Below are 25,086 nucleotides of genomic sequence, written 5' to 3'. Positions count from 1 at the left end.
GGAGCCACATGCCCGTCACCACACCCAGAACGCTCGCCCTCGCCGCCGCCGTCGCGGTCACCCTGGGAGCCGGCGCACTCACCGCCGCCACCCGCGCCTCGGCCGCCGAAGTGCCGCTCAGCGGCTACGAGTTGACCTGGGGCATCAAGCAGTCGTACCGCACGTACGTCACCACCTACGCGGCCGGCACCTTCACCCCGGCGGCCGGCGCGAGCCAGGCGGAGGGCAACGGCGCCTTCACCTTCACCCAGGGCGCCGGCGGCTACGACTCCGACGCGCACACGGTGGCCCTCGCCTTCGCGGGCAGCCTCGGCATCGCCTCCAAGGCGCACGGCTTCGACCTCACGCTCTCCGACGTGAAGTTCGACAGCGGGGCGGCCGAGATCACCGCGGACGTCACCAGGGACGGCACCACCACCGACGACGTCCCGCTCGCGACGGTCACCGTCACCCGCGCCATGACGGACATGACGACCACGCTCACCAAGGAGGCGGCGGACGTCTTCGGCAGCGCGAGCTACGAGGGCGCGGCCGGCGACCCGCTCTCCGTCGTCCAGAAGACCACCGGGCCGCAGTCCCCCTCCCCGTCGGCCTCCGCCTCCGCCTCGGAGAGCGCCTCCCCGTCCGCCTCGCCCTCGGCGAGCGCCTCCGCGTCCCCCTCCGACACCGCCTCCGGCCCGGCCTCCCCGTCCGCCTCGGCCTCCGCCTCGCCCTCCGCGACCGAGTCCGGGTCCGGGGAGACCCCGGCCGAGGGCGACATCGCCGACGGCACCCTCACCTGGGGTGTGAAGGAGTCCTTCCGCGCGTACGTCGTGAGCGGCGCGGCCCAGGGGAGGATCACCGTCTCGGACGGGGCGAGCCAGGCCGCCGGCAACGGCGCCTTCACCTTCGCCGACGCCACCGGCGCCTACGACACCGACGCGGGCACCCTCTCCGCCGCCTTCGCGGGCGCCGTCAACTTCAAGGGCCACGAGAGCGGCGGCACGTACGGCCTCGACCTCACCCTCGCCGACGTCCGCGCCACGATCGACGGCGGCAGGGGAGAGCTGACCGCAGACGTCACCAGCCTCGGCACCACCACGAAGAACGTCGCACTGGCCGATCTCAGGGCGGCCTCCGCCGACCTGACGCCCACGGACGACGTGATCACCCTGGACGGTGTCACCGCCACCCTCACCGAGGCCGGCGCCAAGGCGTTCAGCGGCTACTACACGGCGGGCACCGCGCTCGACCCGCTGAACCTCTCCGTCGCCCTCACCGACGACGCCCAACTCCCCTCCGGTGACGGCGACTCCACCGCCACGCCCACCGCGGGGTCCGCCGGCGGCGACGACGCGGCCGGCGGCGGGGCGGCGGGCTCCACCACCGGCGGCACCGGGGGCGCCGGCAGCGTCGGCGGCACCGGCGCGCTCGCCTCCACCGGCTCCTCCGTGCCGGCGACCGCCCTGGGCGCGGCCGCCGCGGTCACCGTGGCCGCGGGCGCGGGCGTGGTCTACGCGATGCGCCGGCGCCGTACCGAGGTGTGAGACGCGATCCCCGTCGGCGGCCGGACGTCCCCCGTCCGGGACGACCCGGCCGCCGCCGCAGTGCTTCAATGCCGGGGTGACTGACTACGACGTGCTGCGTGTCTTCTGCGCGGCGAACGGCGGATACGGCAACGAGCTGGGCGTCGTCCGCGACGGCTCGGTGCTGCCCGAGCGCGAGGACCGGCAGGCGCTGGCGGCCAAGCTCGGGTTCAGCGAGACCGTGTTCGTGGACGACCCCGAGCGCGGGGTCGTCGACATCTACACCCCCACCCTGCGGCTGCCCTTCGCAGGCCACCCCTGCGTCGGCACGGCCTGGCTGCTGGACGTGCCCGAACTTCTCACCCCGGCCGGAGTGGTCGGCGCCCGGCTCGACGGGGAGTTCAGCTGGATCGAGGCGCTCCCGGAGTGGGTCCCGCCGCGCACCCTGCGCCAGTACGCCACGGCCGCCGAGGTGGACGCGCTGCCCGTGCCGCCGCGGGGGGAGTGGATCTACGCCTGGGCCTGGGAGGACGAGTCGGCGGGCCGGGTCCGGGCCCGGGGCTTTCCAGGCCGGGACGACGGCATCGACGAGGACGAGGCGACCGGCGCGGCCGCCCTGCTCCTCACCGCGCAGCTGGGCCGGGCGCTGAACATCACCCAGGGCAGGGGCTCGCAGCTGCTCACCGCACCGCAGCCCTACGGCTGGGTGGAGATCGGCGGACGGGTCCTGCTGGAGGGCGAGGAGAGGCAGTCCAGGACCTACCGCTGGTGATCAGCCGGCGACGGACTTCCCCGGCCGGCCGCGCCGCGCGTAGTACCAGGTCATGTTGGACGACACGCCCGTCAGCAGCACCCACACCACACCCATCGCCCAGCTGCCCTGGACGAAGGAGATGACGGCGGCGACGACGGCGAGGACGCAGACGGCCAGGGAGTAGAGAGCGAGGCGGGGCATAGGGGGTCGCTTTCTCATGACGAGGGGGACACTGCCGGCGCCCACCAGTGTCCCCCATCCGCTCAGACGTCCGTGACGCGGAGCCCGGCGTGCGCCTTGTAGCGGCGGTTGACCGAGATCAGGTTCGCGACCAGGGACTCCACCTGGTGGGCGTTGCGCAGCCGCCCGGCGAAGACACCGCGCATCCCGGGGATCCGCCCGGCCAGCGCCTGCACGGTCTCCACGTCGGCCCGCAGTTCGCCGAGCACCATCACATCGGTGTCGATCTCCTCGATCTCCGGGTCCTGGAGCAGCACGGCCGAGAGGTGGTGGAAGGCGGCCGTGACCCGCGAGTCCGGCAGCAGCGCCGCGGCCTGCTCCGCCGCGCTGCCCTCCTCGGGCTTCAGGGCGTAGGCGCCCTTCTTGTCGAAGCCCAGCGGGTTGACGCAGTCCACGACGAGCTTGCCCGCCAGGTCCTCGCGCAGCGACTCCAGAGTCTTGCCGTGGCCGTCCCACGGAACGGCGACGATCACGATGTCGCTGCGGCGCGCGCACTCGGCGTTGTCGGCGCCCTCGACACCGTGCCCGAGTTCGTCGGCGGCGGCCCGCGCGCGCTCGGCGGCCCGGGAGCCGATGATCACCTTCTGGCCGGCCCGGGCCAGCCGGTAGGCCAGGCCCTTGCCCTGCGGGCCGGTGCCGCCGAGCACACCCACGACCAGACCGGAGACGTCGGGCAGGTCCCAGGGGTCCTTGGCGGGGGCCTTCTCGGCGGCCGGCTGCTGTGCACTGTCGGTAGAGGTCATGGGCCGACTCTACGTCCGCGGCGGCGGCCGTACCCGGTCAGGTGAGCCGGTTCACCGGCACCCGCCGGAACGTGATCGTCGCGTACGCGCCGAAGTCGCCGGTCTCGTACAGCAGTCCCACGGTGGCCGCGTCGATCCGGGCCAGATCGGAGTAGGCGGCGGGCAGTCCGTCCACGGTGTAGGCGGACCGCCAGGTGGTGCCGCCGTCGGCGGAGGCGCGGATCGTCATCAGGGCGCGGGCGGCCGGGTCGGCCGGGCCGGAGTACAACAGCAGGTCCGGGTCGCGGAGTTGGAGCACACTGGCCTCGCAGACGGGAGCGGTGAGCCCGGCCTGCGGCCGGAACGGCTTCACGAGCGTCCGCCCGCCGTCCGCCGAGTGCGCGTCGGCCCTGGCGCCCGGCGACGGGGAGTCGTTGCGGGTGTTGAAGTAGACCCGTCCGTCGGGGAGTTCGGCGGCGGTGGTCTCGTTCACGTTGACGTACCCGTCGGTGTTCTCGTCGACGTACCCGAGGTACCAGCTCTCCCCGCCGTCGTCGCTGAGCAGGCAGTGCCCGCTGTTGTACCGGGCCTCGGTGCCGAGGTCGGTGCCGGTGGGCGGCAGGGTGTGGTTGGCGGGTACGACGACCCGCCCGGAGCGCAGTTGCAGGGCGTGCCCGGGGGTGGTGGCGTACCACCGCCACCCGTCCCGCTTCACCGAACCGGTGATCTCGGCCGGGTCCGACCACGTCACCCCGTCGTCGTCGCTGTGCCGCACCCACACCCGCCGTCCGTCGGCGTCCGGCACCTGCCCGCGCAGGATCGCGTCCTCGGTGGCCGAGGCGGCGTTGCGGACGTGCACGAGCAGGACGCGGCCGGTGTCCAGGACGACGGGGGCGGGGTTGCCGGCGAGGTCGGTGCCGTTGCTCGCGGCGACCCGGAGCGGCCCCCAGGTGCGCCCGCCGTCCTCGGACCGCTTCACCACGATGTCGATGTGCCCGTGGTCGGCCGCGGAGTTCACCCGCCCCTCGCAGAAGGCGAGCACCGTGCCCGCCCGGGAGACCACCACCGCCGGGATCCGGAAACCGGCGTACCCCTCGGTGCCGGCGCGGAACGGAACGCTTGCTTCTACGTCGCTCATGCGCCGCGTCCTCCCCTGGTCGGGCGAATTCGGGGTGAACTGGGCGTCACGAGTGTCCGATTGCGGCAGTATGCGGAGGCATGGACGCCGTACGGGTCGCGTTGTTGCGTGAAGTGCTCGCCGGGACGGAGTGGTTGGGGGCCACGCGGAGGTTCGCGGGGGTGCTGCGGGGCTCGGTGGTCACGCACGGCGGCGGTCTGCTGCTGGTCGGCACGCCCGACCACGAGCCGTGGCATCTGGCCGCGCACCTGGTCGACGAGGCCGCGTGGTCCGGTACGCCGGAACTGGCGCCGACCCTCGTACGGCACGACGCCCGCCCCACCGACCCGGCACACCTCGCCGTCGGACCCGGCCGCATCGAGGCGGCCCGGCGGGGCGAGACGCTGCTGGTGGTGGCGCCCGGGGAGCCGGAGGCCCTGCTGGAGCGGGTGCACAGCGCCCGCCGGGCCGGGGTGACGGTCCTGGCGCTGTCCGCCCGCGCCGGCGACGCGCTCACCACGATGGCCCACGAGACCCTCGTCGTCCCCGAGGGCGCCGAACTGGACCTCGACACCGTCCAGCACCTCGTCAGCGCGGCGGCCGGCGAGAACGGCCCTTCCCCCCAGTCCCGCCGCCGCTTCCGGGACCGCCTCGCCAGGCTCGCGGAGACGGTCACGGCGCCGCCGCCCTCACCCTGGTGAGCCCGGTCCCGGACTCAGTCGTCGTCCGTGTCGCCGGCCGCCCGGGCGTCGTGCCAGCGGGGGTCGGTCTCCCACTCCAGGTTGCGCTCGCGGGCCTGCTCCATGGCGTGCTCGGCCTCGGTCCGGCCGGCGTAGGGGCCGAACCGGTCCTTGGCGGGGCACTCGGGGCCCTCCTCGACCTTCTTGTGCTCCAGGCAGTAGTACCACTCGCCCGGCTTGCCGACGGTCCGCTTCTTGAACAGGGCCATGACCCGCTCCTTTCGCCACAGACATGTTCCCCCATGCCCGCTCGATAGACTCGTCGGCATGTCTGGCCAGTCGCTGCTCGTACCAGGGGAGCTCTCTCCCACCCGTTCGGTACCCGGAAACATCCGCCGCCCCGAGTACGTCGGCAAACCCGCGCCGACCCCGTACACCGGGCCCGAGGTGCAGAACCCGGAGACCATCGAGGCGATGCGGATCGCCGGCCGTGTCGCCGCGCAGGCGATGGCCGAGGCCGCGAAGCTCATCGCGCCGGGGGTGACCACCGACGAGCTCGACAAGGTCGCGCACGACTACATGTGCGACCACGGCGCCTACCCGTCCACGCTCGGCTACCGCGGTTTCCCCAAGTCCCTGTGCACCAGTGTCAACGAGGTCATCTGCCACGGCATCCCGGACTCGACCGTGCTCCGGGACGGCGACATCGTCAACCTGGACGTCACCGCGTACATCGGCGGGGTGCACGGCGACAACAACGCGACCTACCTGGTCGGTGACGTGGACGAGGAGAGCCGGCTGCTGGTCGAGCGGACCCGGGAGTCCCTCGACAGGGCCGTCAAGGCGGTCAGGCCGGGCCGGCAGATCAACATCATCGGCCGGGTCATCGAGTCGTACGCCAAACGCTTCGGTTACGGCGTGGTGCGGGACTTCACCGGGCACGGGATCAACTCGTCGTTCCACTCGGGTCTGATCATCCCGCACTACGACAGCCCGCACGCGACCACCGTGATGCAGCCCGGGATGACCTTCACCATCGAACCGATGCTGACGCTCGGGTCGTACGAGTACGACATGTGGGACGACGGCTGGACCGTCGTCACCAAGGACCGCAGGCGGACCGCGCAGTTCGAGCACACCCTGGTGGTGACCGACACCGGCGCGGAGATCCTCACCCTGCCGTGACCCCGCCGCCCGCCGTGCGGGCGCACCGGCCCGCCCTCTCCTCGGGGGGCGGGCCTTTTTCGGGTACTCTTTTGCCGACAGGGTGTCGGTAAAGTTACCGACGAGGCGTCGGCAATCCATTGACTTAGGTAAGGCTTACCTTAGAGGATGGTGCCCATGGACTCCTTCTCGACACTCATCCGCACCGCGTCCCACGAGCAGCACGTGGAGGCGGAGACCTCGACGTTCATGAGCGACCTGCTCGGCGGCCGGCTGGGCGTGACGGCGTACGCCCGCTACACCGAGCAGCTGTGGTTCGTGTACGACGCGCTGGAGGGCGCGGCCGGGCGGCTGGCGTCGGACCCGGTGGCCGGGCCCTTCGTCCGCCCCGAGCTGTTCCGGCTGGCGGCGCTGGAGCGGGACCTGGCGCATCTGCGCGGGCCCGAGTGGCGGACGGGGCTCACCGCGCTGCCCGCGACGCGGGAGTACGCGGCACGGGTGCGGGAGTGCGCCGAGCGCTGGCCCGCCGGCTACATCGCCCACCACTACACGCGCTACCTCGGCGACCTCTCCGGGGGCCAGATCATCCGCGACCGGGCCGAGCGCGCCTGGGGCTTCGAGAAGAAGGGCGACGGCGTCCGCTTCTACGTCTTCGAGAACATCGCCAACCCGGCCGCGTTCAAGCGGGACTACCGCGAACTGCTGGACGGGGTCGACGCCGACGACCTGGAGAAGCAGCGGATCGTGACCGAGTGCAAGCGGGCCTTCGCCCTCAACACGGGCGTGTTCCGGGAGCTGGGCGAGGAGTTCCCGCTCTCCGCGTGACGCTCACCCGCCGACCGAGCAGTACTCGTTCGTCCCCTGCCAGAACCTGTACAGCTCCTGACCGCAGTAACGGTCGACGTCGTCCACGCCCAGCCCGCGCAGCAGCGCGTCGATCACGTCGAAGAACGCGCTGTTGAGGGACGGCACCCACAGCAGGGCGAACACGAACAGCAGGCCGAACGGCGCGAACGGCTCGACCTGGCGCTTGACGCCGTACGACAGCCAGGGCTCGATCACGCCGTAGCCGTCCAGGCCCGGCACCGGCAGGAAGTTCAGGATCGCGGCCGTGACCTGGAGCAGCGCGAGGAAGGCGAGGGCGTAGCGGAAGTCGCGCGGGACGCCGTCCAGGGCGTCCAGCCAGAAGGGGGCGGTGCAGACGGCGGCGAACACGACGTTCGTCAGCGGGCCGGCGGCGGAGATCAGGCTGTGCCGCCACCGGCCGCGGATCCGGCTGCGCTCGATGAAGACCGCGCCGCCCGGCAGACCGATCCCGCCCATGATCACGAACAGCACCGGGAGCACGATGCTCAGCAGGGCGTGGGTGTACTTCAGCGGGTTCAGGGTCAGATAGCCCTTCGCGCCCACCGTGATGTCCCCGCCGTGCAGGGCGGTGCGCGCGTGCGCGTACTCGTGCAGGCACAGGGAGACGATCCAGGCCGCCGTCACGAACAGGAAGACGGCGACCCCGGGCTGCTCGGCGAACCCGGTCCAGGTCGCCCACCCGGTGACCGCGGTGACGGCCATGATCCCGACGAAGACGGGACTGATCCGCCGGTCGCTGTGGCGGGTGGTGGTCGCGGTCATGGGCGGGGCTCCTGGAGGACTGGGGCGGTCGGCGCGGGTCCGACCGTACCTGGCGTGGCGCGAGAACGCCTCGGGTGCTCGGGAAATACCGCCCGGCACCCGGGAGAACGGCCGGCGGCCGGTCCCCGGTTCCCCGCCCTCCCGGCACCCGGCGGCGGGTCCGACACCCCGCCGCCGCAACCCCGTGACCGCCGCCGACGTCCCCAGGGACAATGGACCCCGTGCGCTACCGCATTCTCGGCACCACCCAGGTGATCCGCCCCGACGGCACGGCCGTCCCCGTGGGCGGGGCGCGGCTGCGCGCCCTGCTGACCGTGCTGGCCCTGCGGCCCGGGCGCCCGGTGCCGGCCGGGCTGCTCGTCGACGAGGTGTGGGGCGGCGATCCGCCGGCCGACGCGAACGGCGCGCTGCAGGCCCTGGTGGGCCGGCTGCGGCGGGCGCTCGGCGCGGACGCCGTCGACTCCACCGAGGGCGGCTACCGCCTCGCCGCCGCCCCCGACGACGTCGACCTGCACCGTTTCGAGCGGCTCACCGGCGAGGGCCTGCGCGCCCTCGCCGACGACGACCCCGCCAAGGCGGCCGGCGTCCTCGACGACGCCCTCGCCCTGTGGCACGGCCCGGCCCTCGCCGACCTGCCCGACCGCACCGCCGAGGCCGCCCGGGCCGGCGTGCGCCGCCTGGACGCCCTGCGCGCCCGGCACACCGCCGCCCTCGCCCTCGGCCAGGCCGAGCAGTCGCTGCCCGAGCTGACCGCCCTGTGCGACGCCCACCCCCTGGACGAGTCGCTCCAGGCCCTGCGGCTGCGCGCCCTGCACCACACCGGCCGCACCGCCGAGGCGCTGGCCGCCCACGAAGACGTGCGCCGTCTGCTGGCCGACCGGCTCGGCTCCGATCCGGGGCCCGAACTGCGTTCCCTGCACGCCGAGCTGCTCGACCCGGCCGAGACCCGGACGGCGGTGGCCGAGGAACCGCACCGGCCCGGCAACCTGCCGGCCCGGCTCACCTCCTTCGTCGGGCGCGAGGCCGACATCGAGGCGATCCGGGGCGATCTGGGGGCGGCCCGGCTGGTCACGCTGCTCGGGCCCGGCGGGGCCGGCAAGACCCGGCTGTCCCAGGAGGCCGCCGAGACCGTGCGGGACGCGGCCCGCGACGGGGTGTGGCTGGCCGAACTGGCCCCCGTCGACGACCCGTCCACCGTGCCCGAGGCCGTGCTGAGCGCGCTCGGCGCCCGCGAGACCGTGCTGTACGGCGCCGGCGCCGAAGGCATGCGGGCCGCCGCCGACCGGCACGACGACCCGGTGGAGCGGCTCGTCGAGCACTGCGCCCGGCGCCGGATGCTGATCGTCCTCGACAACTGCGAGCACGTCGTGGACGCCGCCGCCGACCTGGCGGCCCGGCTCCTGGAACGCTGCCCGGACCTGACGATCCTCGCCACCAGCCGCGAACCCCTCGGTGTGCCGGGGGAGTTGCTGCGCCCGGTGGAGCCGCTGCCGGAGCCGGTGGCGCTCAGGCTGCTCGCCGACCGGGGCGGCGCGGCCCGCCCCGGCTTCACCGTCGACGCCGACGAGGAGACCGCGGCGGCCTGCGCCGAGATCTGCCGCCGGCTCGACGGCCTGCCCCTCGCCATCGAGCTCGCGGCAGCCCGGCTGCGCATGCTGACCCCCCGTCAGATCGCGGACCGGCTCGACGACCGGTTCCGGCTGCTCACCTCCGGCAGCCGCACCGTGCTGCCCCGCCAGCAGACCCTGCGCGCCGTCGTCGACTGGTCCTGGGACCTGCTCGACGCGGACGAACGGGACGTCCTCGGCCGGCTCTCCGTCTTCGCGGGCGGCTGCGACCTGGCCGCCGCCGAGTCCGTCTGCGGCCCCGCCGCCCTGGACGCGCTCGGCTCCCTGGTCGACAAGTCCCTCGTGGTGGCCGCCCCTTCGGGCGAGGACGGGATGCGCTACCGGCTCCTGGAGACCGTCGCCGAGTACGCCGGCGAACGCCTCGACGAGAGCGGCGCACGTACCGTCGCCGAGCGCTCCCATCTCACGTACTACCGCGAACTCGCCCGCGCCACCGACCCGTTGCTGCGCGGCACCGGCCAAGGGGCCGCCGTGGCGGTGCTCCAGCTGGAGTACGAGAACCTGCGCACCGCCCTGCGGCACGCCATCGCCGCCCGGGACGAGCAGGAGGCGCTGTGTGTCGCGCACTCGCTGATCTGGTACTGGCAGATGCGCGACCAGCGCATCGAGACCCGCACCTGGTGCACCGAGATCATGGCCCTCGCCCCCGACCCGTTCGCCGAGCCGGTCCGGCGCGCCGAACCGGTGTGGCGCCGGATCACCGACACCCCGCCGCCCTACGGCGGCGAGGACCTCGTCGAGGCCCGGCGCGGCATCCACCTGGCCCACCTGGCCTGCATGGACACCGAGCTGGACTCCTGGCAGAACCCGGCCGCGCAGGCCAAGCTGCGCGCCGTCGCCGCCACCTACGAGCCCGGCCTGCCGCAGACCTGCCGTACCCCCGGCATGTTCTGGTTCTACGCCGTGATGCTGTCCGGCGGCATGGACCGGCTGCGCACCATCGTGGACGCGGGCGTCGACACCTGCCGTCGTACCCCCGGCTACGAGTGGGAACTGGCCACCGCCCTCCAGCTGCGCGCCAACGTGCTCGCCAACCGGTCCGTCTCGGCGGACGACGCCACCCGCGACGCCGACGAGGCGCTGGAGATCTTCGAGCGGCTAGGGGACGACTGGGGCGCCGCCGAGGCCTACTCGGCCCGCGGCGAGGCCCGGGAACGCGTGGGCTCCTACGCGGCGGCCGGCGCCGACTACCGGGCCGCCATCGAACACGCCGAACGGCTCGGCGCCCGCTCCCAGGTCGCCGTGCTCACCGCCCGGCTGGGCAACGTGCTGCTGGAGACCGGCGAGGCCGAGGACGGCGAGCGGATGCTGCGCGAGGTCATCGCCAGCAACGAGGGGCGCGGCAGCGAGTCGATGCCCGCCGCCCGCCTCTTCCTCGTCGTCTGGCTGGTGCTGACCGAACGGCTCACCGAGGCCCGTGAGCAACTCCGGCTGCTGCGCGAGCAGTTCAAGATCTCGCACTTCGTCCTCTTCGACGCGATGATCCTCACCCAGGAGGCCTGGGTGGACGCCGCCGAGGGCCACCGGACCCAGTCCCTGGACAGACTCCGCCAGGCGATACGGCACTCATCCGAGCCGCTGACCCAGGCGCTCATGCCGCACATGGTCTCCTACTGCCTGACCATCGCCGCGCTCGCCCTGTCCGGCCCCGACCACGACCGCGACCGCGCGCGGGACGCCGCCCGCTGTCTGGGCGCCTCCGTCGCCCAGCTGCCGGAGGGCCACATCGTCATCGGCACGGAGCGCAGACTGAACGACCTGGCCGAGGCCCGCGTCCGGGCCTGCCTCGGCGACGACCGGGCCTACGAGGCCGCGTACGCCGAGGGCGGTGGCCTCTCCCTCGTGGAGGCCACCGCCCTGATCTGAGCGCTCCGTGCCCGGTTCAGCTCTTGGTACGGAACTTGTGGATCGCGTACGGTGCCGCCACCGCCGTGATCGCCACCGACCAGCCCAGCGTCACCCACAGGTCGTGCGCGACCGGGCCGCCCACCATCAGTCCGCGCGCCGCGTCGGCGAGCGTGGAGAGCGGGTTGTAGTCGGTGAAGGCCTGGAGCCAGCCCGGCATCGAGCTGGTCGGCGCGAAGATCGACGAGCCGAACTGGAGCGGGAACAGCACCAGGAAGCCCATCGCCTGCACGGACTGCGCGTTCTTCAGGGTCACACCCAGGGTGAGGAACAGCCACATGATCGACGAGGCGAACACCGCGGACAGGCCCACGGCGGCGAACAGCCCGGCCCAGTGGGTGATGTGGAACCCGACCAGCACGGCGACGATCATCAGCACGGCCGTCGCGAACAGCATCCGCACCAGCTCGACCGAGATCTTCGCGAACAGCACCGAGCCGCGCCCGATGGGCAGCGACCGGAAACGGTCCATCACACCGGAGTTGAAGTCCTGGCTGAACCCGGTGCCGACGCCCTGCGAGAGCGTCATGCTCATCATCGCGATCATGCCCGGGATGACGTACTGGACGTAGCCGTCCTGACCGCCGCCCAGGGCCTGCCCGATGGAGCCGCCGAAGACGTACACGAACAGCAGCGTGAAGACGACCGGCATCAGCAGCGCGTCGAACATCGACTCCGGGTCCTGCCGGATCCACAGCAGGTTGCGGCGGATCAGGGCTCCGGTGTGCCGCAGGTGCCCGCGCAGCGGGATGCGGCCGTCGGCGGCGGTGACAGTGGTGGCGCTCATACGGCGACCTCCTCGCGGGCGTCGGCGGGGGCGGGGTCCTGCGGGGCACTGGCGCGGTGGCCGGTGAGGGACAGGAACACCTCGTCCAGGCTGGGCAGTTCGGTGGTGATGGAGCTGATGGTGATGCCGCGCGCGGTCACGGCGCCGACCACGGCGGTCAGCTGCTCGTCGCTGAGGACCGGCACCAGCAGGGTGCCGTTCTCCGGGTCGACGGTCGTGGAGGCGAGCCCGGTGATGCCGAGTTCGTCGATCATCTCGGCGAGCGGCCGCACCTGGAGCGGGTCGACGGGCCGTACGCGCAGGGTGCGCCCGCCGACCCTGGCCTTCAGCTCCTCCACCCGGCCGTTCGCGATGACCTTGCCGCGGTCCACGACGGTCAGCTCGGTGGCGAGCTGCTCGGCCTCCTCCATGTACTGGGTGGTCAGCAGCACGGTCACGCCCTCGCCGACCATCGTCTTGACCTCGGCCCACACCTCGTTGCGCGTCCGCGGGTCGAGGCCGGTGGTCGGCTCGTCCAGGTAGAGCACCTGGGGGTGGCCGATCATGGAGGCGGCGAGGTCGAGGCGCCGGCGCATACCACCGGAGTAGGTGCTCGCCGGCCGCTTCGCGGCGTCCGTCAGCGAGAACCGCTCGAGCAGCTCGTCGGCGCGGGCCCGGGCGTCCTTGCGCGGCAGGTCGAGCAGCCGCCCGATCATGTACAGGTTCTCCCAGCCCGGCAGCTTCTCGTCCACCGAGGCGTACTGCCCGGTGAGGCCGATCACCCGGCGCAGCTGCCGGGGCTGGCGCAGTACGTCGTACCCGGCGACGGTGGCCTCGCCGGCGTCCGGCTTCAGCAGGGTGGACAGAATGCGGACGAGGGTCGTCTTGCCGGCCCCGTTGGGTCCGAGCACCCCCATCACGGTGCCCTCACGGACGTCCAGATCAACTCCGTCGAGAGCCTTGGTGTCGCCGTAGTGCTTCACCAGCCCCCGTACGGTCACGGCGTTGTTGTCGATTCGCGTCATGCCGAGAACGGTGCCACCCCCCACCGACAAACCGCCGACAGCCCACCGACACCCCCCGACAGCCCACCGACACACCCCCGGCACCCACCGGCACCGCGGACCGGCCGGGAACGGCAGCCGGCCCGCCGACGGGGGAAGATCGGCGGGCCGGCCTCGGTGTTTCCGCAGTGGCTCTAGTGGACGGAGTGCTCCTCGGAGGGGAACGTTCCGCCTACGACGTCCTCGGCGTACGCCTTCGCCGCGTCGGTCATGACCGCGCGCAGATCCGCGTACTTCTTCACGAACTTCGGCACCCGGCCCGAGGTCAGGCCGAGCATGTCCGTCCAGACCAGGACCTGGGCGTCGGTGTCGGGGCCCGCGCCGATGCCGACCGTCGGGATGTGCAGCACCCGGGTCACCTCGGCCGCCAGCTCCGACGGGACCAGTTCGAGCACGACCGCGAACGCGCCCGCGTCCTGGACCGACTTGGCGTCCCGCAGCAGCTGCTGGGCCGCCTCCTCGCCACGGCCCTGCACCCGGTAGCCCATCGTGTTGACGGACTGCGGGGTCAGGCCGATGTGCGCCATCACCGGGATCCCGGAATCGACGAGCAGCCGGATCTGCCCGTGGGAGCGCTCGCCGCCCTCCAGCTTGACCGCGCCCACGCCCGCCTCCTTCACCAGCCGGGTCGCCGAGCGCAGCGCCTGCACCGGGCCCTCCTGGTAGGAACCGAAGGGGAGGTCGCCGACGATCAGGGAGCGGGTCGTGCCGCGGACCACCGCGGCCGACAGCACGGTCATCTCGTCCAGGGTGACCGGCACCGTCGACTCGTAGCCGAGGTGGCAGTTGCCGGCCGAGTCGCCGACCAGCATCACCGGGATCCCGGCCTCGTCGAAGACGGAGGCGGTCATCGCGTCGTACGCGGTGAGCATGGGCCACTTCTCGCCGCGTTCCTTGGCGAGGGCGATGTCGCGGACCGTGATGCGTCGCGTGCCCTTGCCCCCGTACAGCGACCTGTTGCCGTCGGAGGGGCTGTTCTGCACAGTCTGGGCAGCCGAAAGCTGCGTCATGACAACGCTCCTTCAATTCATCTCGAGGCACCCTGACGGTGTCCCCGGATCGGTTCCATGGTGGCACTTCGTGCCGTCCTCGGCCAGGGGACCTCCGTGTGATCCATCGGTCATCGCCGTCCGCCCGCGAGAACGGGTCGGTGTCGCGTTGCGTAAGGCCTCGGCAAAGGAATTCAAATACGAGACGGTGCCGTATTGGAATGGGCCTAGGCTCGACGCATGACAACTCCTGCCGACCACGCTCCACCACACCCGCGGATACCCGAGGAGGTGCACCGGCGCCGCTGGGCGATCCTCGGTGTGCTGATGCTCAGCCTGCTGATCGTGGTGCTCGACAACTCGATCCTGAACGTCGCCATCAAGACCATCTCCACCCCGGCCCCGACCGGCCTGGGCGCCACCCAGAGCGAGCTGGAGTGGGCGATCAACGCCTACACCCTCGTCTTCGCGGGCCTGCTGTTCACCGCCGGCCTCGTCGGTGACCGGGTCGGCCGCAAGAAGGTCCTGATCGGCGGCATCGTCGTCTTCGGCATCGGCTCGGCGCTGGCCGCGGAGTCCGGCACCCCGGACCAGCTGATCGCCTACCGCGCCCTGATGGCCCTCGGCGCCGCGTTCGTGATGCCCGCCACCCTCGCCGTCCTCATGAACGTCTTCGAGCGCGACGAGCAGCCCAAGGCCATCGGCATCTGGGCCGGCGGCGTCGGCCTCGCCATCGCCATCGGCCCGATCACCGGCGGCGTGCTGCTCGACCACTTCTGGTGGGGCTCGGTCTTCCTCGTCAACGTGCCGATCGTGATCGTCGCGCTCGCCCTGATGGTGTGGCTGGTGCCCGACTCGCGCGACCCGCGTCCGGGCCGTATCGACCCGGTCGGCGTGGTGCTGTCCGTCCTCGGCCTGGTCCTGCTGGTCTACGGCATCATCAAGGGCGGCGAACTCGCCGACTTCACCGACGCCAAGGTGCTCGCCACCGTCGGCGCGGGCGTCGTGGTGCTGGCCGCCTTCGTGGTCTTCGAGAAGCGCAGCGACCACCCGTCCCTGGACGTCACCTACTTCAGGAACAAGGTCTTCTCGGCCGCCATGGCCGCCATCGCGCTGGTCTTCTTCGCGCTCATGGGCGTGACCTTCTTCTCCGTCTTCTACACGCAGAGCGTGCGCGGCTACTCGCCGTTGCAGTCCGGTCTGCTGATGCTGCCGCTGGCCGCCGCGCAGATGATCTTCGCGCCGCGGGCCCGGCTGGTCGTCGAGCGGTTCGGCAACAAGGCCACCACCGGGGGCGGCCTGGTGCTGCTGGCCGGCACGCTGGCCGCGTTCGCCACGTTCGAGGCGGACACCCCGATCTGGCTCCTGGAGGTCGTCTTCTTCCTGATGGGCCTCGGCATGGCGCACGTCATGACGCCGACCTCGGTCGTGATCATGCAGGCGCTGCCCCGGGAGAAGGCCGGTTCCGCCTCAGCGCTCAGCAACACCTTCCGCCAGGTCGGCGGCGCCCTCGGCATCGCCGTCCTCGGCTCGGTGCTCTCGGCGTCGTACCGCGACGGCATCGAGGGCAGGCTCGGGATGCTGCCGGCCGGGCTGCGCGACTCCGCCGGCGCGTCCATCGAGGCCACGCTCGGCATCGCGGAGAAGCTCGGGGCGCAGGGCAAGGCCCTGGTCACCCCCGCCAACGACGCGTTCCTGCACGCCATGCACACCACCGCCCTGTGCGGCGCGGGCGTCGCGCTGATCGGCGCCGTGGTCGCGGCCGTGTTCCTGCCGGGCAGGCCCCCGGCCGGTCAGCGGGACGACCGTGAAAAGGAGCTGGTCACCACGGCAGACTGAACCACCGGCCTGGCAGGCAGGAGACGACGGAAAAGCACGGAGAACCGGCGGGAAGCACGGGGAGCCGGCGGGAAGCACGGAGTACCGGCGGGAAGAGCGGGGCGTCGGAGGAAAGAGCGGGGAGCCCGAAGAGCCCGCTCGAACCGGGCGCCCCGCGTGAGCGGAGGGCCCGGGCCGGCCGGGCGGGCCGTGGAACCCGAAGGCCCGGACGGGCCGTTGAAACCGGTGGGTCCGGTGGACCCGCCGGGGGAACGGTGAGAGCACGGGGGCGGCTACTGCTGCGGGAGAATCCCCGCAGCCAGTGAGAGGACGGTATGACGTGAGCCTTGCCGACAGTCGGCCGCGGCCCGTGGGCCCCGGCAGGGGCCGCCCCCGCAGCGAGGCGGTGGAGAGCGCCATCCTGGAAGGGGTGATGAAGCTCCTGGAGGACGGCGTCCCGCTCGCCGAGCTGTCCATCGAGCGGATCGCCCGGACCGCCGGCGTCGGCAAGGCCACCATCTACCGCCGCTGGAACGGCAAGGAGGAGCTGTTCGTCGACGTCATGCGCGCAGCCGAGCCCCCCGACCCCGAACTCCCCGGCACCTCCATGCGCGACGACCTCGTCGTCCTGCTGGAGTCGCTGCGCCGGCGCGGCCTGATGAGCCGTTCGTCGGCCATCCTGCACAACGTCTACGCCCAGATGAAGAGCAGCCCCCGGATCTGGAACGCCTACCACGCCAGCGTGGTCAACCCCCGGCGCCGGCTCGGCATCGAGGTGCTGCGACGCGGCCAGCAGAACGGCGAACTCCGCGCCGACATCGACCTGGACCTGGCCAACGACATGTTCAGCGGGCCGATGCTGCTCCGGTCCGTCCTGCGCCCGGACGCCGAACTCCCCGAGGGCCTGGCCGAACAGATGGTCGACTCGATACTGGCCGGCCTACGCCCCGTCAGCCCGCCCGACGCCTAACGGGAATGTGCTCGTTTCGTCACAGTCCCCGCCCCGCCGCCGGCAACCGGAACTCTTCCCCTCGGCTTGTTCGTCCTCGTCTTCCGTACGGCCGTCATGTGACGGCGGGAACGGAGCCGATCATCCCCTAGGGTCGTATCCGGGGGACGACGGTGTGCACGGCAGGTTGTGAGGCAGGCGGTATGGCGCAGCAGGCGTACATGACGGAGACGGACAACGGCGGCTCGGGGCCCGAGCGCCGGGGAGACCGGTTCCGGCGCCTGGTGAACCGCTTGCTGTCCGGCTGGCGCGACGATCCGCGGATCTGGCGCCGGGGCCTCGTCACCGCCGCGGTCGCGCTGCTGCTCGCCGGTGTGATGCTGCTGCACTCCCGCATCCCCAACGCCATCGGCAACCTCGGCAGTCTCACCGAGACGTTCCTGCCCTGGCTCGGCCTGCTGATCCCGGTGCTGGTCCTGATCGGCGTGGTGCGCAGGTCGGCCACCGCGCTGATCGCCGTACTGCTCCCGGCGATCGTCTGGCTGAACCTGTTCGGCGGACTGCTCACCGACAAGTCCGGCACCGGCGGCGACTTCGTGGTCGCCACGCACAACGTCAACGCCGAGAACCCGGACCCGACCGGCACGGCCGATCAGCTCGCCGCGTCCGGCGCCGACGTGCTGGCCCTGGAGGAGCTGACGGCGAGCGCCGTACCGGCGTACGAGAAGGCGCTGAAGTCGACGTACAGGTACCACGTGGTCGAGGGCACCGTCGCTCTGTGGAGCAAGTACCGCCTCACCGGGGTGAAGGCCGTCGACATCAAGCTGGGCTGGACGCGCGCGATGCGCGCCACCGTCGCCACGCCGGACGGCCCCCTCGCGGTCTTCGTCGCCCACCTCCCCTCCGTGCGCGTGAAGATGAAGGCCGGTTTCACCGCCCGCCAGCGCGACAAGAGCGCGGACGCCCTCGGCGAGGCCATCGCCGACGAGACGCTGTCCCGGGTGATCCTGCTCGGCGACCTCAACGGCACGATGAACGACCGGTCCCTCAACGCCGTCACCTCGCAGATGCGCTCCACCCAGGGCGCCGCGGGCAGCGGCTTCGGGTTCAGCTGGCCGGCCTCGTTCCCCCTGGCGCGCATCGACCAGATCATGGTCAAGGGCGTGGACCCGGAGCGCTCCTGGACCCTGGCGCGAACCGGCAGCGACCACCGGCCCATCGCGGCACGTGTGAACCTGGCCACATCGGGTTTGTGAAAACAGCAGGTCAGCGCGGTGTCGTCAACTTTGTCAGGACAAATGGACGCCGCGCTGTAACCTGCCGGAATACTGGGCCTGGGACACTTTGTTCCGTAGCTGAACTTAGAACGCACGGAACCCTGTCCCCAGAAAGGCAAAGCCCTTCATGCCCCTGGCCCTGCTCGCACTGGCCGTCGGCGCTTTTGGTCTCGGCACCACCGAATTCGTGATGATGGGGCTGCTGCCCGACGTCGCCGACGACCTGCACATCTCGATCCCCACCGCCGGCCATCTGGTCTCGGCGTACGCGCTGGGCGTCGTCATCGGCGCCCCGCTGCTGGCCGCGCTCACCGCGCGCATGTCCCGCCGCACGGTCCTCGTCTCCCTGATGGCCCTGTTCGTCGCGGGCAACGCGCTCTCGGCGCTGGCCCCCGGCTACGACTCCCTCCTCGCCGCCCGCTTCCTGAGCGGCCTGCCGCACGGCGCGTTCTTCGGCGTCGGCGCGGTGGTCGCCACCGGCCTGGTGGCACCGGAGCGCAAGGCACGCTCCGTCTCCCTGATGTTCATGGGCCTCACCATCGCGAACATCGCGGGCGTCCCGGTCGCCACCCTCATGGGTCAGCACCTCGGCTGGCGCGCGACCTTCCTGGGCGTGAGCCTGATCGGCGTGGCCGCGATGGCCGCGGTCCGGCTGCTGATCCACCCCACCCGCACCCCGGCCCCGGCGACGGGCCTGCGCGGCGAGCTCTCCGCCCTGCGCTCGCTCCCCGTCTGGCTGGCCCTCGCCACCACGGTGGTCGGCTTCGGCGCGCTCTTCTCGGCGTACAGCTACATCACACCGATGCTGACCGGGTCCGCCGGGTACGCCGAGACGAGCGTGACGCTGCTGCTCGCCCTGTTCGGCGTCGGCGCCACGATCGGCAACCTGGTCGGCGGCCGTCTCGCCGACCACGCGATGCGCGGCACCCTCTTCGGCGGCCTGGCCGCCATGGTCGTGGTGCTGCTCGTCTTCCCGGTCCTGATGCGGGCGGAGTGGAGCGCGGCCCTGGCGGTCGTCCTGCTCGGTGTGGCGGCCTTCGTCACCGGCTCCCCGCTCCAGCTGATGGTCATGGAGCGCGCTGCCGCGGGCCCCTCCCTCGCCTCCTCCGCGAACCAGGCGGCCTTCAACCTCGCCAACGCCGGCGGCGCCTGGATCGGCGGCGTGGCCCTGGCCGCGGGCTTCGGCGTCACCTCCCCGGCCCTGGCCGGCGCGGCCCTCGCCGTCCTCGGCCTGGGCGTCGCGAGCGTGGCCTTCGCGGTGGACCGCCGCCGGACCGCCCCGGCAGCGACTTCCCGCGAACGAGTCATCGCCTCCCACGTCCCGGAACCGGCGGAACCGGTGCGCTCCTGCTGACCTCCACGGTCCCGGCCGGCCGCCGACGCGCGCCCGGCCGGGACGCCACGTTCGGGTGAAGCGGCCCGGACGTGGCGTCCCGGCCGGTGCGATCGGCCCACGATGATGCTCCTGACGCCCACCCCCGGGAGGCACGCGATGCCCGACGCGACCATCGAGCAGCTCTGCGCCAGCGACTCGTTCTCGCGCACGGCGATCGCCGACGAGATCATGGAGCGCCATCCGGGTCACCGCGTCGAGATCATCGGCGGCCACCTCCTCGTGACCCCGCCACTGGATGCCCCGCACGCCCGCGTCCTGACCGACGTCATGAGCCTCTTCATCGCGGCGGGCCTGGACGACGACACCGAGGTCCTCCAGAACGTCGGACTCTGGCTGCCCGGCGGAGCCGAGGACTACGCCATCCCCGACCTGGCGATCGTGGACGCCGACATCGACGACCACCTCGTCGAGAACAACGCCTACGACCCGGTCTGTTTCCGGCTTGTCCTGGAGGTCACCTCCAGCAACTGGAAGGACGACCTGAAGACCAAAGCCGTCGCCTACGCGCAGGCCAAGGTTCCGGTCTACGTCGTCGTCGACCGCAAGCATCAGCGCGTCCACGTGCTCACCGATCCCAGCGGGGAGCGCTACGAGCATCACCGCCCGTACTCGCCCGGTGAGACCGTCACGCTGCCCGCGGCGATCGGCGCCCGGGTCACCCTCGACGTCGACCAGGTTCTCAAGGCGTCCCGCCCGGTCCGGCGGGACGGCTGAGGCGGCTGACGGGGCGGTGTCCCTGACGAGTCATCAGGGTCGGCTCAGGGGCGGGGCAGGGGAGTCACCGATAGTGGGCGGGCGGGGGCGGTCGGCAGACTGCTGAGCATGACGAACACCGCCGTCCGCCCTCGTGGCCCCCGCCCCTCTCCCGTCCGCCGTGCCGCGGTCGCCCTCGCCGGCGCCGCCGCCCTGACAGGTCTCGCGGGCGTGTACGCACCGAGTCCCGCGTACGCGGAGCCGTATCCCGCCGCGGCCTCGCCCGCGACCGGCTTCGGCGACTGCCCGGCGCTTCCCGCGGGGGTCGATCCGGCCCGCTGGAGATGCGAGGTGCACACCGCCGCACCGCTGCTGACGATCGGCAAGGTCACCGTGACGCTCGCCCCGATCACCATGACGCACGCCGAGGGCCCGATGCCGGACGGCACCGACGGGCAGGTGTGGGGCGCGATGCACAGCACGCCGACCGCCGTGCCGGGCGGGCTTACCGGTCGCGCGGCGGACGAGGACTCGCGGCTCCGGCTGGCGATCCGGCCGGAGTACGGCGGCCGGTCCGACTTCTACACCGGCCGGTTCAGCCTGCGCTTCCGGCTGCTGAGCCCGCTGCTGCCGAAGACGTGCGCCGTCGGGGCGAGCACGCCGGTCGACTTCCGGCTGAAGCGGTCCGGGCCTTCGGAGTGGATATCGCAGGACCCGCCGCTGATCAGGTTCTCGGCGTACGACGACACCTTCGCGGCCCCCGCCGCCGAGGACTGCGGACCCCTGACCGCGCCGCTGAACCGCCGGCTCGGCCTGCCGGCGGCGAGCGGCAACCTGATGGCCTACGACGCGACCTACACGTTCCGTACGTACGACCGGTTGCCCCGCTCCTGACCGCGCGCCCCGCCTCCGCACGGCCGCACCCGGGTCCGGCCGACGCGAAGGGGCGCGAGGCCCTTGCGGACCCCACGCCCCTTCGTCCGCCCAGCGGATCAAGGCCTCGGCGGATCACGGCCTCGGCGGATCAAGGCCTCAGTGGATCACCGCTTCGGCGGATCACCGCGGCGGCGGGTCAGCGCCGGTTGCGGTACGACTCCACGTAGCCGCCCGCCGGGGTGCCGACGCCGGTGACGTCGTCGTAGCCCTTGACCGCGGACAGCGAGCTGTCCTTGCCGAGGCTGCGGACCGAGGTCAGCAGGCCGTCGGTGGCGTCGTAGCCGTTGGCGAAGTCCACACGGGCGACCGCGAGGCCCTTGCCGGTCGGGTTGTCCGTGACGTCGTGGTACGCCTTGGTGCCGTACTTGGAGTAGATCAGCGGGTTGGCGAAGCCGATCGCCTTGCCGCCGCGCGCCTCCTGGGCCAGCGCCTGGACGGCCGCGATCACCGGCGCGGCCAGCGAGGTGCCGCCGATGCGGTACTCGCTGTACGCCTCCGTGCCGTCCGCCTGGGTCTGGGTCTGGCCGACCTTGAAGCCCGTGTTGGGGTCGGCGATCGCCGAGATGTCCGGAACCACGCGGTTGCCGGCGGCGCTGTTGGCCTTGGCGAGCGAGTTCGGGACGACGCCCTTCTGGTAGTACGGCTCGGAGACGGTCCTGCTGGTGCCGCCGCCCGCGCCCGAGGTGAACGCGCCGGGGAAGTTGGTCCAGCTCTTGCCGTCGGCCGACAGCGAGGCCTTCTCGGTGCCCCAGCCGGTCTCCCACAGGTACTTGTCGCCCTTGCCGACCGCGAGGGAGGTACCGCCGACCGCCGTCACCCACGCCGAGTTGGCCGGGGTGTCGACCTGCTTCGTACCGGTGTTGGCGACCTCGTCGCCGCTGTCGCCGGAGGAGAAGTAGAAGCCGATGCCCTGTACCGCGCCCAGCTGGAAGACCTGGTCGTAGGCGGCCGCGAGGTCCGGGGTCTGGTTGGCCTCGATGTCGCCCCAGGAGTTGGAGACGATGTCGGCCAGGTGGTTGTCGACGATCTTGCTGAGCGAGTCCAGCAGGTCGTCGTCGTAGCAGGAGGCGGCGCCCACGTAGGTGACGTCGGCGTCCGGCGCGACCGCGTGCACGGCCTCGACGTCGAGGGTCTCCTCGCCGTACCAGCCGGCCGCCGAGCACTCCTCGGTGTTGGTGTAGTCGCCCGGCAGCACCTGGTGCAGCTGGCCGGTCTTCCAGGCCGCGTCGCCGTGCGCCTTGGCGTAGGTGCCGGCGTCGTAGGCGATGGTCGGCGAGGCGTAGGCGTCGGTGATCGCGACGCGCACGTGCTTGCCGGTGTACGCGCCGGCGCCGTAGGCGGCCCGCAGCTGCTTGCCGGTGTAGCCCTGGACCGCGTACGGGATCTTCGTGCCGTACGCGTCCGGCAGCGTGGTCGCGATGTTCGAGCCGTAGTACGAGGAGAACGGCCCGGAGTTCTTGAACACCGAGTCCGGCGGCGGCAGCGTGTCGTCGTGGCTGGCCTTGTGCGGCGCGCTGTCCAGACCGGTCACGGTCAGGACGGCGTCGCTGACGGCTGACGGGACCGACGCGGCCTTCGACGGGGCGCGGTAGGTCTTCGAGCCCTTGGCGTAGTTGTGCAGCTGCGTGCCGAACGCCTGCTCGACGGCGGACACCTCGCCGGAGACGGCGATGTAGTGCTGCGTGACCGCGGTGACCTTCAGGCCGGACGCGGTCAGCCAGGACTTCACGGCCTTCACCTGGGCCGCGGTGGCACCGAAGCGGGCCTGGGCCTGCTTGGCGCTCAGGTACTTGCCGTACAGCGGCGAGCTGGGGTCGGACACCGCCTTCGCGTAGGCCGCGAGGCTCGTGGCGTTCCGGCCGGCCAGGTAGACCCGGGCCTTGACCTGCGAGCTGTTGGAGGTGGCGCCCTTGTCCGCCTTGGCCGTGGCCCAGGCGGGCTTGGTGCCCGCCAGGGTGTCACGGGCCGGGTTGTCCGCAGCGTGCGCCGCGGGTATGCCGAGCGCGAGCGCACCGGCGACCATCGGCAGTGTCGCTGCCAGGCTCACACCGGCCCGTACCTTGGCACGGTTCGATCTCATACTGCCCCCTGCTATGCGGTTCGTCGCATGGAGTGGTCGGGTCGTCCGTGATCACCGGGGGGCCTGCGGCGGAACGGCCCGTGAATGGATCACACGGTGGACGTCACTCTTTCGGTGAACTGTTCATGCCAGGGGAATGAAAAAGCCAAGGAAACCCCAAGTGGGCGTTGATTAGGGGTCTTTGGCCGGTTATCGGTCACGCGCCGAACGTTACGGATTGATTGCGATTGTCGGCAAGTTCTTGCGGTGCCGTTAAGTCGACAAATCCCCCAAGTCGTACGGCAGTTGGGCGTGTGCGTCAGTCGCGCGGCTTCGCGCCGCGCTCCTTCAGCATCTGCTTCATCGTCGACAGCTCCGACTGCTGCGCGTCCACCATGCCCTGCGCGAGGTTCTTCTCCACCTCGACCGTGCACTTGGCCACGCACCCCTCGGCCATGTGGATGCCGCCCTTGTGGTGGTCCGTCATCAGCTGGAGGTAGAAGATCTCCGCCTGCTTGCCGTTCAGGCGCTGGAGCTTCTTCAGCTCGGTGTCGGTCGCCATGCCCGGCATCAGCGAACCGTCCCCGCGCTCGGGCATGTCGCCCATGCCCATCCAGGACATCGGCGGCTTGGCCGACACCTTCGGCAGGTCCCACAGATCCAGCCAGCCCAGCAGCATCCCGCGCTGGTTGGCCTGCGTCTGCGCGATGTCGTAGGCGAGCCGCCGCACTTCGGCGTCCTTCGTGCGGTCGCGGACGATGTAGGACATCTCCACGGCCTGCTGGTGATGGACCGCCATGTCCCGCGCGAACCCCGCGTCCGCCCCGTCCGCGCTCGGGACGCTCGGCCCGCCGTCGTGGCCGGTGCCGTCCTCGGCGACCGCGTAGGTGATCGCGCCGGCCGCGACGAGCACCGCGGCCGTGGTGCCGGCGAGCCAGCCGATGTGCTTCTTCACGTCACATCGTCCCGCCCGTGCAGGAGGCGCCCGGCTCCGGGGTCTGCTTGCCCTGCACATACGTCTCGAAGAACTTGGCGACCTTCGGGTCGTCGGCGCTCTTCACGCTCAACTGGTGCCCCCACGCCGTCAGTTCGATCGGCGAGGTCTGGTTCGTGTACGGGCTCATCAGCGAGTACGGCGTCTGCTTCACCTTCGCCGCCAGCGTGTCCACGTCCGACTTCCCGGCCTTGTCGGTGTACGTCACCCAGACCGCCCCGTGCTCCAGCGCGTGCACGGCGTTCTCGTCCTTCACGGCCTTGGTGTAGACGTTGCCGTTGCAGTTGAGCCACACCGGGTTGTGGTTGCCGCCGACCGGCGGGTGCATCGGGTAGTCCACGGTGCCGGAGACGTGCGTGCGGGACAGCTTGCCCGTCCAGGTCCGCACCCCGTCCTTGCCGGTGGTGAAGTGCCCGGAGTCCCCGGAACTGCCCTTCGCGTCGCTCGCGCTGTCGCTCTTGCCCGACTGGGAGCGGACCAGCACCACACCGCCGACGACGAGACCGGCGACGACCACGACGCTCGCGCCGATCGTCAGGATCCGGTTGCGCCGCTCGCGCGCCTGCTCCGCGCGCCGCATCTGCTCTATACGCGCCTTGCGCTCGGCACTGCCGGCCTTGCTCTTCGCGGAACCCATGGGATGTGTCCTTCTGGGGGGAAAGGGACGGGGACGGTGGGGCCCGCTGATCGTAATGGGGGAGATGGGGTGAGTCGTAGGGAGGGCACAGGAAAGACCAGGAAAGGCCTGCGATCCGACAGCAAACCGATAATTTGAACGGCGGATGCGCATTACCTACGCTG

The 25,086-nt window shown here is 71.9% G+C and carries 23 protein-coding genes; 12 read left to right on the top strand and 11 right to left on the bottom strand.

Features of this window, described 5'->3' with window-relative positions; genetic code table 11:
• Positions 1–8: 8 nt before the first annotated feature.
• The gene (locus ACZ619_RS05550; RefSeq protein ID WP_469594433.1) at positions 9–1,526 is read left to right on the top strand and encodes an HtaA domain-containing protein; all 1,518 of its coding nucleotides are present in this window, start codon (positions 9–11) and stop codon (positions 1,524–1,526) included.
• Between the two features lie 76 nt (positions 1,527–1,602).
• The gene (locus ACZ619_RS05545) at positions 1,603–2,277 is read left to right on the top strand and encodes a PhzF family phenazine biosynthesis protein (RefSeq protein ID WP_469594431.1); all 675 of its coding nucleotides are present in this window, start codon (positions 1,603–1,605) and stop codon (positions 2,275–2,277) included.
• Here ACZ619_RS05545 and ACZ619_RS05540 read toward each other — a convergent pair whose 3' ends face one another.
• The 3 genes from ACZ619_RS05540 to ACZ619_RS05530 all read right to left on the bottom strand — a co-directional run bounded on the left by ACZ619_RS05540 (position 2,278) and on the right by ACZ619_RS05530 (position 4,359).
• Complete coding sequence (locus ACZ619_RS05540; protein WP_469594429.1) at positions 2,278–2,460, bottom strand: hypothetical protein; 183 nt, start codon at positions 2,458–2,460, stop codon at positions 2,278–2,280.
• 62 nt (positions 2,461–2,522) lie between these two features.
• Positions 2,523–3,242, bottom strand: coding sequence for an NADPH-dependent F420 reductase (gene npdG, locus ACZ619_RS05535; RefSeq protein WP_469594427.1), 720 nt, complete (start codon positions 3,240–3,242; stop codon positions 2,523–2,525).
• Between the two features lie 37 nt (positions 3,243–3,279).
• Positions 3,280–4,359 (bottom strand): sialidase family protein, encoded by a 1,080-nt coding sequence (locus tag ACZ619_RS05530; protein ID WP_469594425.1) that lies wholly within the window; start codon positions 4,357–4,359, stop codon positions 3,280–3,282.
• A gap of 80 nt (positions 4,360–4,439) precedes the next feature.
• On the opposite strand from ACZ619_RS05530, the gene ACZ619_RS05525 reads away from it, so the two are divergent.
• Positions 4,440–5,039, top strand: coding sequence for a hypothetical protein (locus tag ACZ619_RS05525; protein ID WP_469594422.1), 600 nt, complete (start codon positions 4,440–4,442; stop codon positions 5,037–5,039).
• Between the two features lie 14 nt (positions 5,040–5,053).
• Here ACZ619_RS05525 and ACZ619_RS05520 read toward each other — a convergent pair whose 3' ends face one another.
• On the bottom strand, positions 5,054–5,287 hold the full coding sequence (locus ACZ619_RS05520; protein ID WP_469594420.1) for a hypothetical protein: 234 nt from the start codon (positions 5,285–5,287) through the stop codon (positions 5,054–5,056).
• 58 nt (positions 5,288–5,345) lie between these two features.
• On the opposite strand from ACZ619_RS05520, the gene map reads away from it, so the two are divergent.
• Together map and ACZ619_RS05510 are read left to right on the top strand one after the other, a co-directional pair.
• Positions 5,346–6,203, top strand: coding sequence for a type I methionyl aminopeptidase (map, locus tag ACZ619_RS05515; RefSeq protein WP_469594419.1), 858 nt, complete (start codon positions 5,346–5,348; stop codon positions 6,201–6,203).
• A 156-nt stretch (positions 6,204–6,359) separates the two neighbouring features.
• The gene (locus ACZ619_RS05510; protein WP_469594417.1) at positions 6,360–7,007 is read left to right on the top strand and encodes a biliverdin-producing heme oxygenase; all 648 of its coding nucleotides are present in this window, start codon (positions 6,360–6,362) and stop codon (positions 7,005–7,007) included.
• 3 nt (positions 7,008–7,010) lie between these two features.
• Here ACZ619_RS05510 and ACZ619_RS05505 read toward each other — a convergent pair whose 3' ends face one another.
• Entirely contained in the window at positions 7,011–7,811 is an 801-nt protein-coding gene (locus ACZ619_RS05505; protein ID WP_469594415.1) for a site-2 protease family protein, read from the bottom strand.
• Between the two features lie 212 nt (positions 7,812–8,023).
• Between ACZ619_RS05505 and ACZ619_RS05500 the strand changes: the two genes are divergently transcribed.
• Positions 8,024–11,305: an AfsR/SARP family transcriptional regulator gene (locus ACZ619_RS05500; protein WP_469594412.1), complete on the top strand. Its 3,282-nt coding sequence runs from the start codon at positions 8,024–8,026 to the stop codon at positions 11,303–11,305.
• 16 nt (positions 11,306–11,321) lie between these two features.
• Here the strand turns inward: ACZ619_RS05500 and ACZ619_RS05495 are convergent, their stop codons facing one another.
• From ACZ619_RS05495 to panB, 3 genes are all read right to left on the bottom strand, one after another.
• Positions 11,322–12,131 (bottom strand): ABC transporter permease, encoded by an 810-nt coding sequence (locus ACZ619_RS05495; RefSeq protein WP_469594409.1) that lies wholly within the window; start codon positions 12,129–12,131, stop codon positions 11,322–11,324.
• Entirely contained in the window at positions 12,128–13,135 is a 1,008-nt protein-coding gene (locus ACZ619_RS05490; RefSeq protein WP_469594407.1) for an ATP-binding cassette domain-containing protein, read from the bottom strand. The genes ACZ619_RS05495 and ACZ619_RS05490 overlap by 4 nt, the downstream gene beginning before the upstream one ends.
• Positions 13,136–13,308: 173 nt before the next feature.
• A complete protein-coding gene (gene panB, locus ACZ619_RS05485; RefSeq protein WP_469594404.1) occupies positions 13,309–14,184 on the bottom strand; it encodes a 3-methyl-2-oxobutanoate hydroxymethyltransferase in 876 nt (291 codons plus the stop codon).
• 219 nt (positions 14,185–14,403) lie between these two features.
• On the opposite strand from panB, the gene ACZ619_RS05480 reads away from it, so the two are divergent.
• The 6 genes from ACZ619_RS05480 (at position 14,404) to ACZ619_RS05455 (ending at position 21,190) form a co-directional block, all read left to right on the top strand.
• Positions 14,404–16,002 carry an MFS transporter gene (locus ACZ619_RS05480; RefSeq protein WP_469594401.1) on the top strand — a complete coding sequence of 533 codons (1,599 nt, stop codon included), beginning with the start codon at positions 14,404–14,406 and terminating at the stop codon, positions 16,000–16,002.
• A gap of 319 nt (positions 16,003–16,321) precedes the next feature.
• Entirely contained in the window at positions 16,322–16,951 is a 630-nt protein-coding gene (locus tag ACZ619_RS05475) for a TetR/AcrR family transcriptional regulator (RefSeq protein WP_469594399.1), read from the top strand.
• 182 nt (positions 16,952–17,133) lie between these two features.
• On the top strand, positions 17,134–18,186 hold the full coding sequence (locus ACZ619_RS05470; protein WP_469594397.1) for an endonuclease/exonuclease/phosphatase family protein: 1,053 nt from the start codon (positions 17,134–17,136) through the stop codon (positions 18,184–18,186).
• A gap of 148 nt (positions 18,187–18,334) precedes the next feature.
• Positions 18,335–19,561 (top strand): MFS transporter, encoded by a 1,227-nt coding sequence (locus tag ACZ619_RS05465; protein WP_469594394.1) that lies wholly within the window; start codon positions 18,335–18,337, stop codon positions 19,559–19,561.
• Between the two features lie 138 nt (positions 19,562–19,699).
• Positions 19,700–20,317, top strand: a complete 618-nt coding sequence (locus tag ACZ619_RS05460) for a Uma2 family endonuclease (RefSeq protein ID WP_469594391.1) — start codon at positions 19,700–19,702, stop codon at positions 20,315–20,317.
• Between the two features lie 108 nt (positions 20,318–20,425).
• Positions 20,426–21,190, top strand: a complete 765-nt coding sequence (locus ACZ619_RS05455) for a hypothetical protein (protein WP_469594389.1) — start codon at positions 20,426–20,428, stop codon at positions 21,188–21,190.
• 178 nt (positions 21,191–21,368) lie between these two features.
• Here ACZ619_RS05455 and ACZ619_RS05450 read toward each other — a convergent pair whose 3' ends face one another.
• The 3 genes from ACZ619_RS05450 to ACZ619_RS05440 form a co-directional block, all read right to left on the bottom strand.
• The gene (locus tag ACZ619_RS05450; RefSeq protein WP_469594388.1) at positions 21,369–23,312 is read right to left on the bottom strand and encodes a S53 family peptidase; all 1,944 of its coding nucleotides are present in this window, start codon (positions 23,310–23,312) and stop codon (positions 21,369–21,371) included.
• Positions 23,313–23,610: 298 nt separating this feature from the next.
• Positions 23,611–24,246 (bottom strand): DUF305 domain-containing protein, encoded by a 636-nt coding sequence (locus ACZ619_RS05445; RefSeq protein WP_469594385.1) that lies wholly within the window; start codon positions 24,244–24,246, stop codon positions 23,611–23,613.
• A gap of 1 nt (position 24,247) precedes the next feature.
• On the bottom strand, positions 24,248–24,922 hold the full coding sequence (locus ACZ619_RS05440; RefSeq protein WP_469594383.1) for a DUF3105 domain-containing protein: 675 nt from the start codon (positions 24,920–24,922) through the stop codon (positions 24,248–24,250).
• Positions 24,923–25,086 lie beyond the last annotated feature (164 nt).

This window comes from Streptomyces sp. NPDC104367, assembly GCF_055583825.1.
The sequence above is the reverse complement of the archived record's forward strand: the minus strand, read 5'-3'. Positions and strand labels throughout refer to the sequence as shown.

Bases quoted from the DNA above. Each gene is read 5' to 3' on its own strand.
- ACZ619_RS05480 (WP_469594401.1), top strand. From the start codon at position 14,404: ATGACAACTCCTGCCGACCACGCTCCACCACACCCGCGGATACCCGAG.
- ACZ619_RS05530 (WP_469594425.1), bottom strand. From the start codon at position 4,359: ATGAGCGACGTAGAAGCAAGCGTTCCGTTCCGCGCCGGCACCGAGGGG.
- npdG (WP_469594427.1), bottom strand. From the start codon at position 3,242: ATGACCTCTACCGACAGTGCACAGCAGCCGGCCGCCGAGAAGGCCCCC.
- ACZ619_RS05450 (WP_469594388.1), bottom strand. From the start codon at position 23,312: ATGAGATCGAACCGTGCCAAGGTACGGGCCGGTGTGAGCCTGGCAGCG.
- ACZ619_RS05505 (WP_469594415.1), bottom strand. From the start codon at position 7,811: ATGACCGCGACCACCACCCGCCACAGCGACCGGCGGATCAGTCCCGTC.
- panB (WP_469594404.1), bottom strand. From the start codon at position 14,184: ATGACGCAGCTTTCGGCTGCCCAGACTGTGCAGAACAGCCCCTCCGAC.
- ACZ619_RS05540 (WP_469594429.1), bottom strand. From the start codon at position 2,460: ATGCCCCGCCTCGCTCTCTACTCCCTGGCCGTCTGCGTCCTCGCCGTC.
- ACZ619_RS05460 (WP_469594391.1), top strand. From the start codon at position 19,700: ATGCCCGACGCGACCATCGAGCAGCTCTGCGCCAGCGACTCGTTCTCG.
- ACZ619_RS05550 (WP_469594433.1), top strand. From the start codon at position 9: ATGCCCGTCACCACACCCAGAACGCTCGCCCTCGCCGCCGCCGTCGCG.
- ACZ619_RS05440 (WP_469594383.1), bottom strand. From the start codon at position 24,922: ATGGGTTCCGCGAAGAGCAAGGCCGGCAGTGCCGAGCGCAAGGCGCGT.
- ACZ619_RS05500 (WP_469594412.1), top strand. From the start codon at position 8,024: ATGGACCCCGTGCGCTACCGCATTCTCGGCACCACCCAGGTGATCCGC.
- ACZ619_RS05495 (WP_469594409.1), bottom strand. From the start codon at position 12,131: ATGAGCGCCACCACTGTCACCGCCGCCGACGGCCGCATCCCGCTGCGC.
- ACZ619_RS05490 (WP_469594407.1), bottom strand. From the start codon at position 13,135: ATGACGCGAATCGACAACAACGCCGTGACCGTACGGGGGCTGGTGAAG.
- ACZ619_RS05510 (WP_469594417.1), top strand. From the start codon at position 6,360: ATGGACTCCTTCTCGACACTCATCCGCACCGCGTCCCACGAGCAGCAC.
- ACZ619_RS05520 (WP_469594420.1), bottom strand. From the start codon at position 5,287: ATGGCCCTGTTCAAGAAGCGGACCGTCGGCAAGCCGGGCGAGTGGTAC.
- map (WP_469594419.1), top strand. From the start codon at position 5,346: ATGTCTGGCCAGTCGCTGCTCGTACCAGGGGAGCTCTCTCCCACCCGT.
- ACZ619_RS05465 (WP_469594394.1), top strand. From the start codon at position 18,335: ATGCCCCTGGCCCTGCTCGCACTGGCCGTCGGCGCTTTTGGTCTCGGC.
- ACZ619_RS05525 (WP_469594422.1), top strand. From the start codon at position 4,440: ATGGACGCCGTACGGGTCGCGTTGTTGCGTGAAGTGCTCGCCGGGACG.
- ACZ619_RS05470 (WP_469594397.1), top strand. From the start codon at position 17,134: ATGGCGCAGCAGGCGTACATGACGGAGACGGACAACGGCGGCTCGGGG.
- ACZ619_RS05455 (WP_469594389.1), top strand. From the start codon at position 20,426: ATGACGAACACCGCCGTCCGCCCTCGTGGCCCCCGCCCCTCTCCCGTC.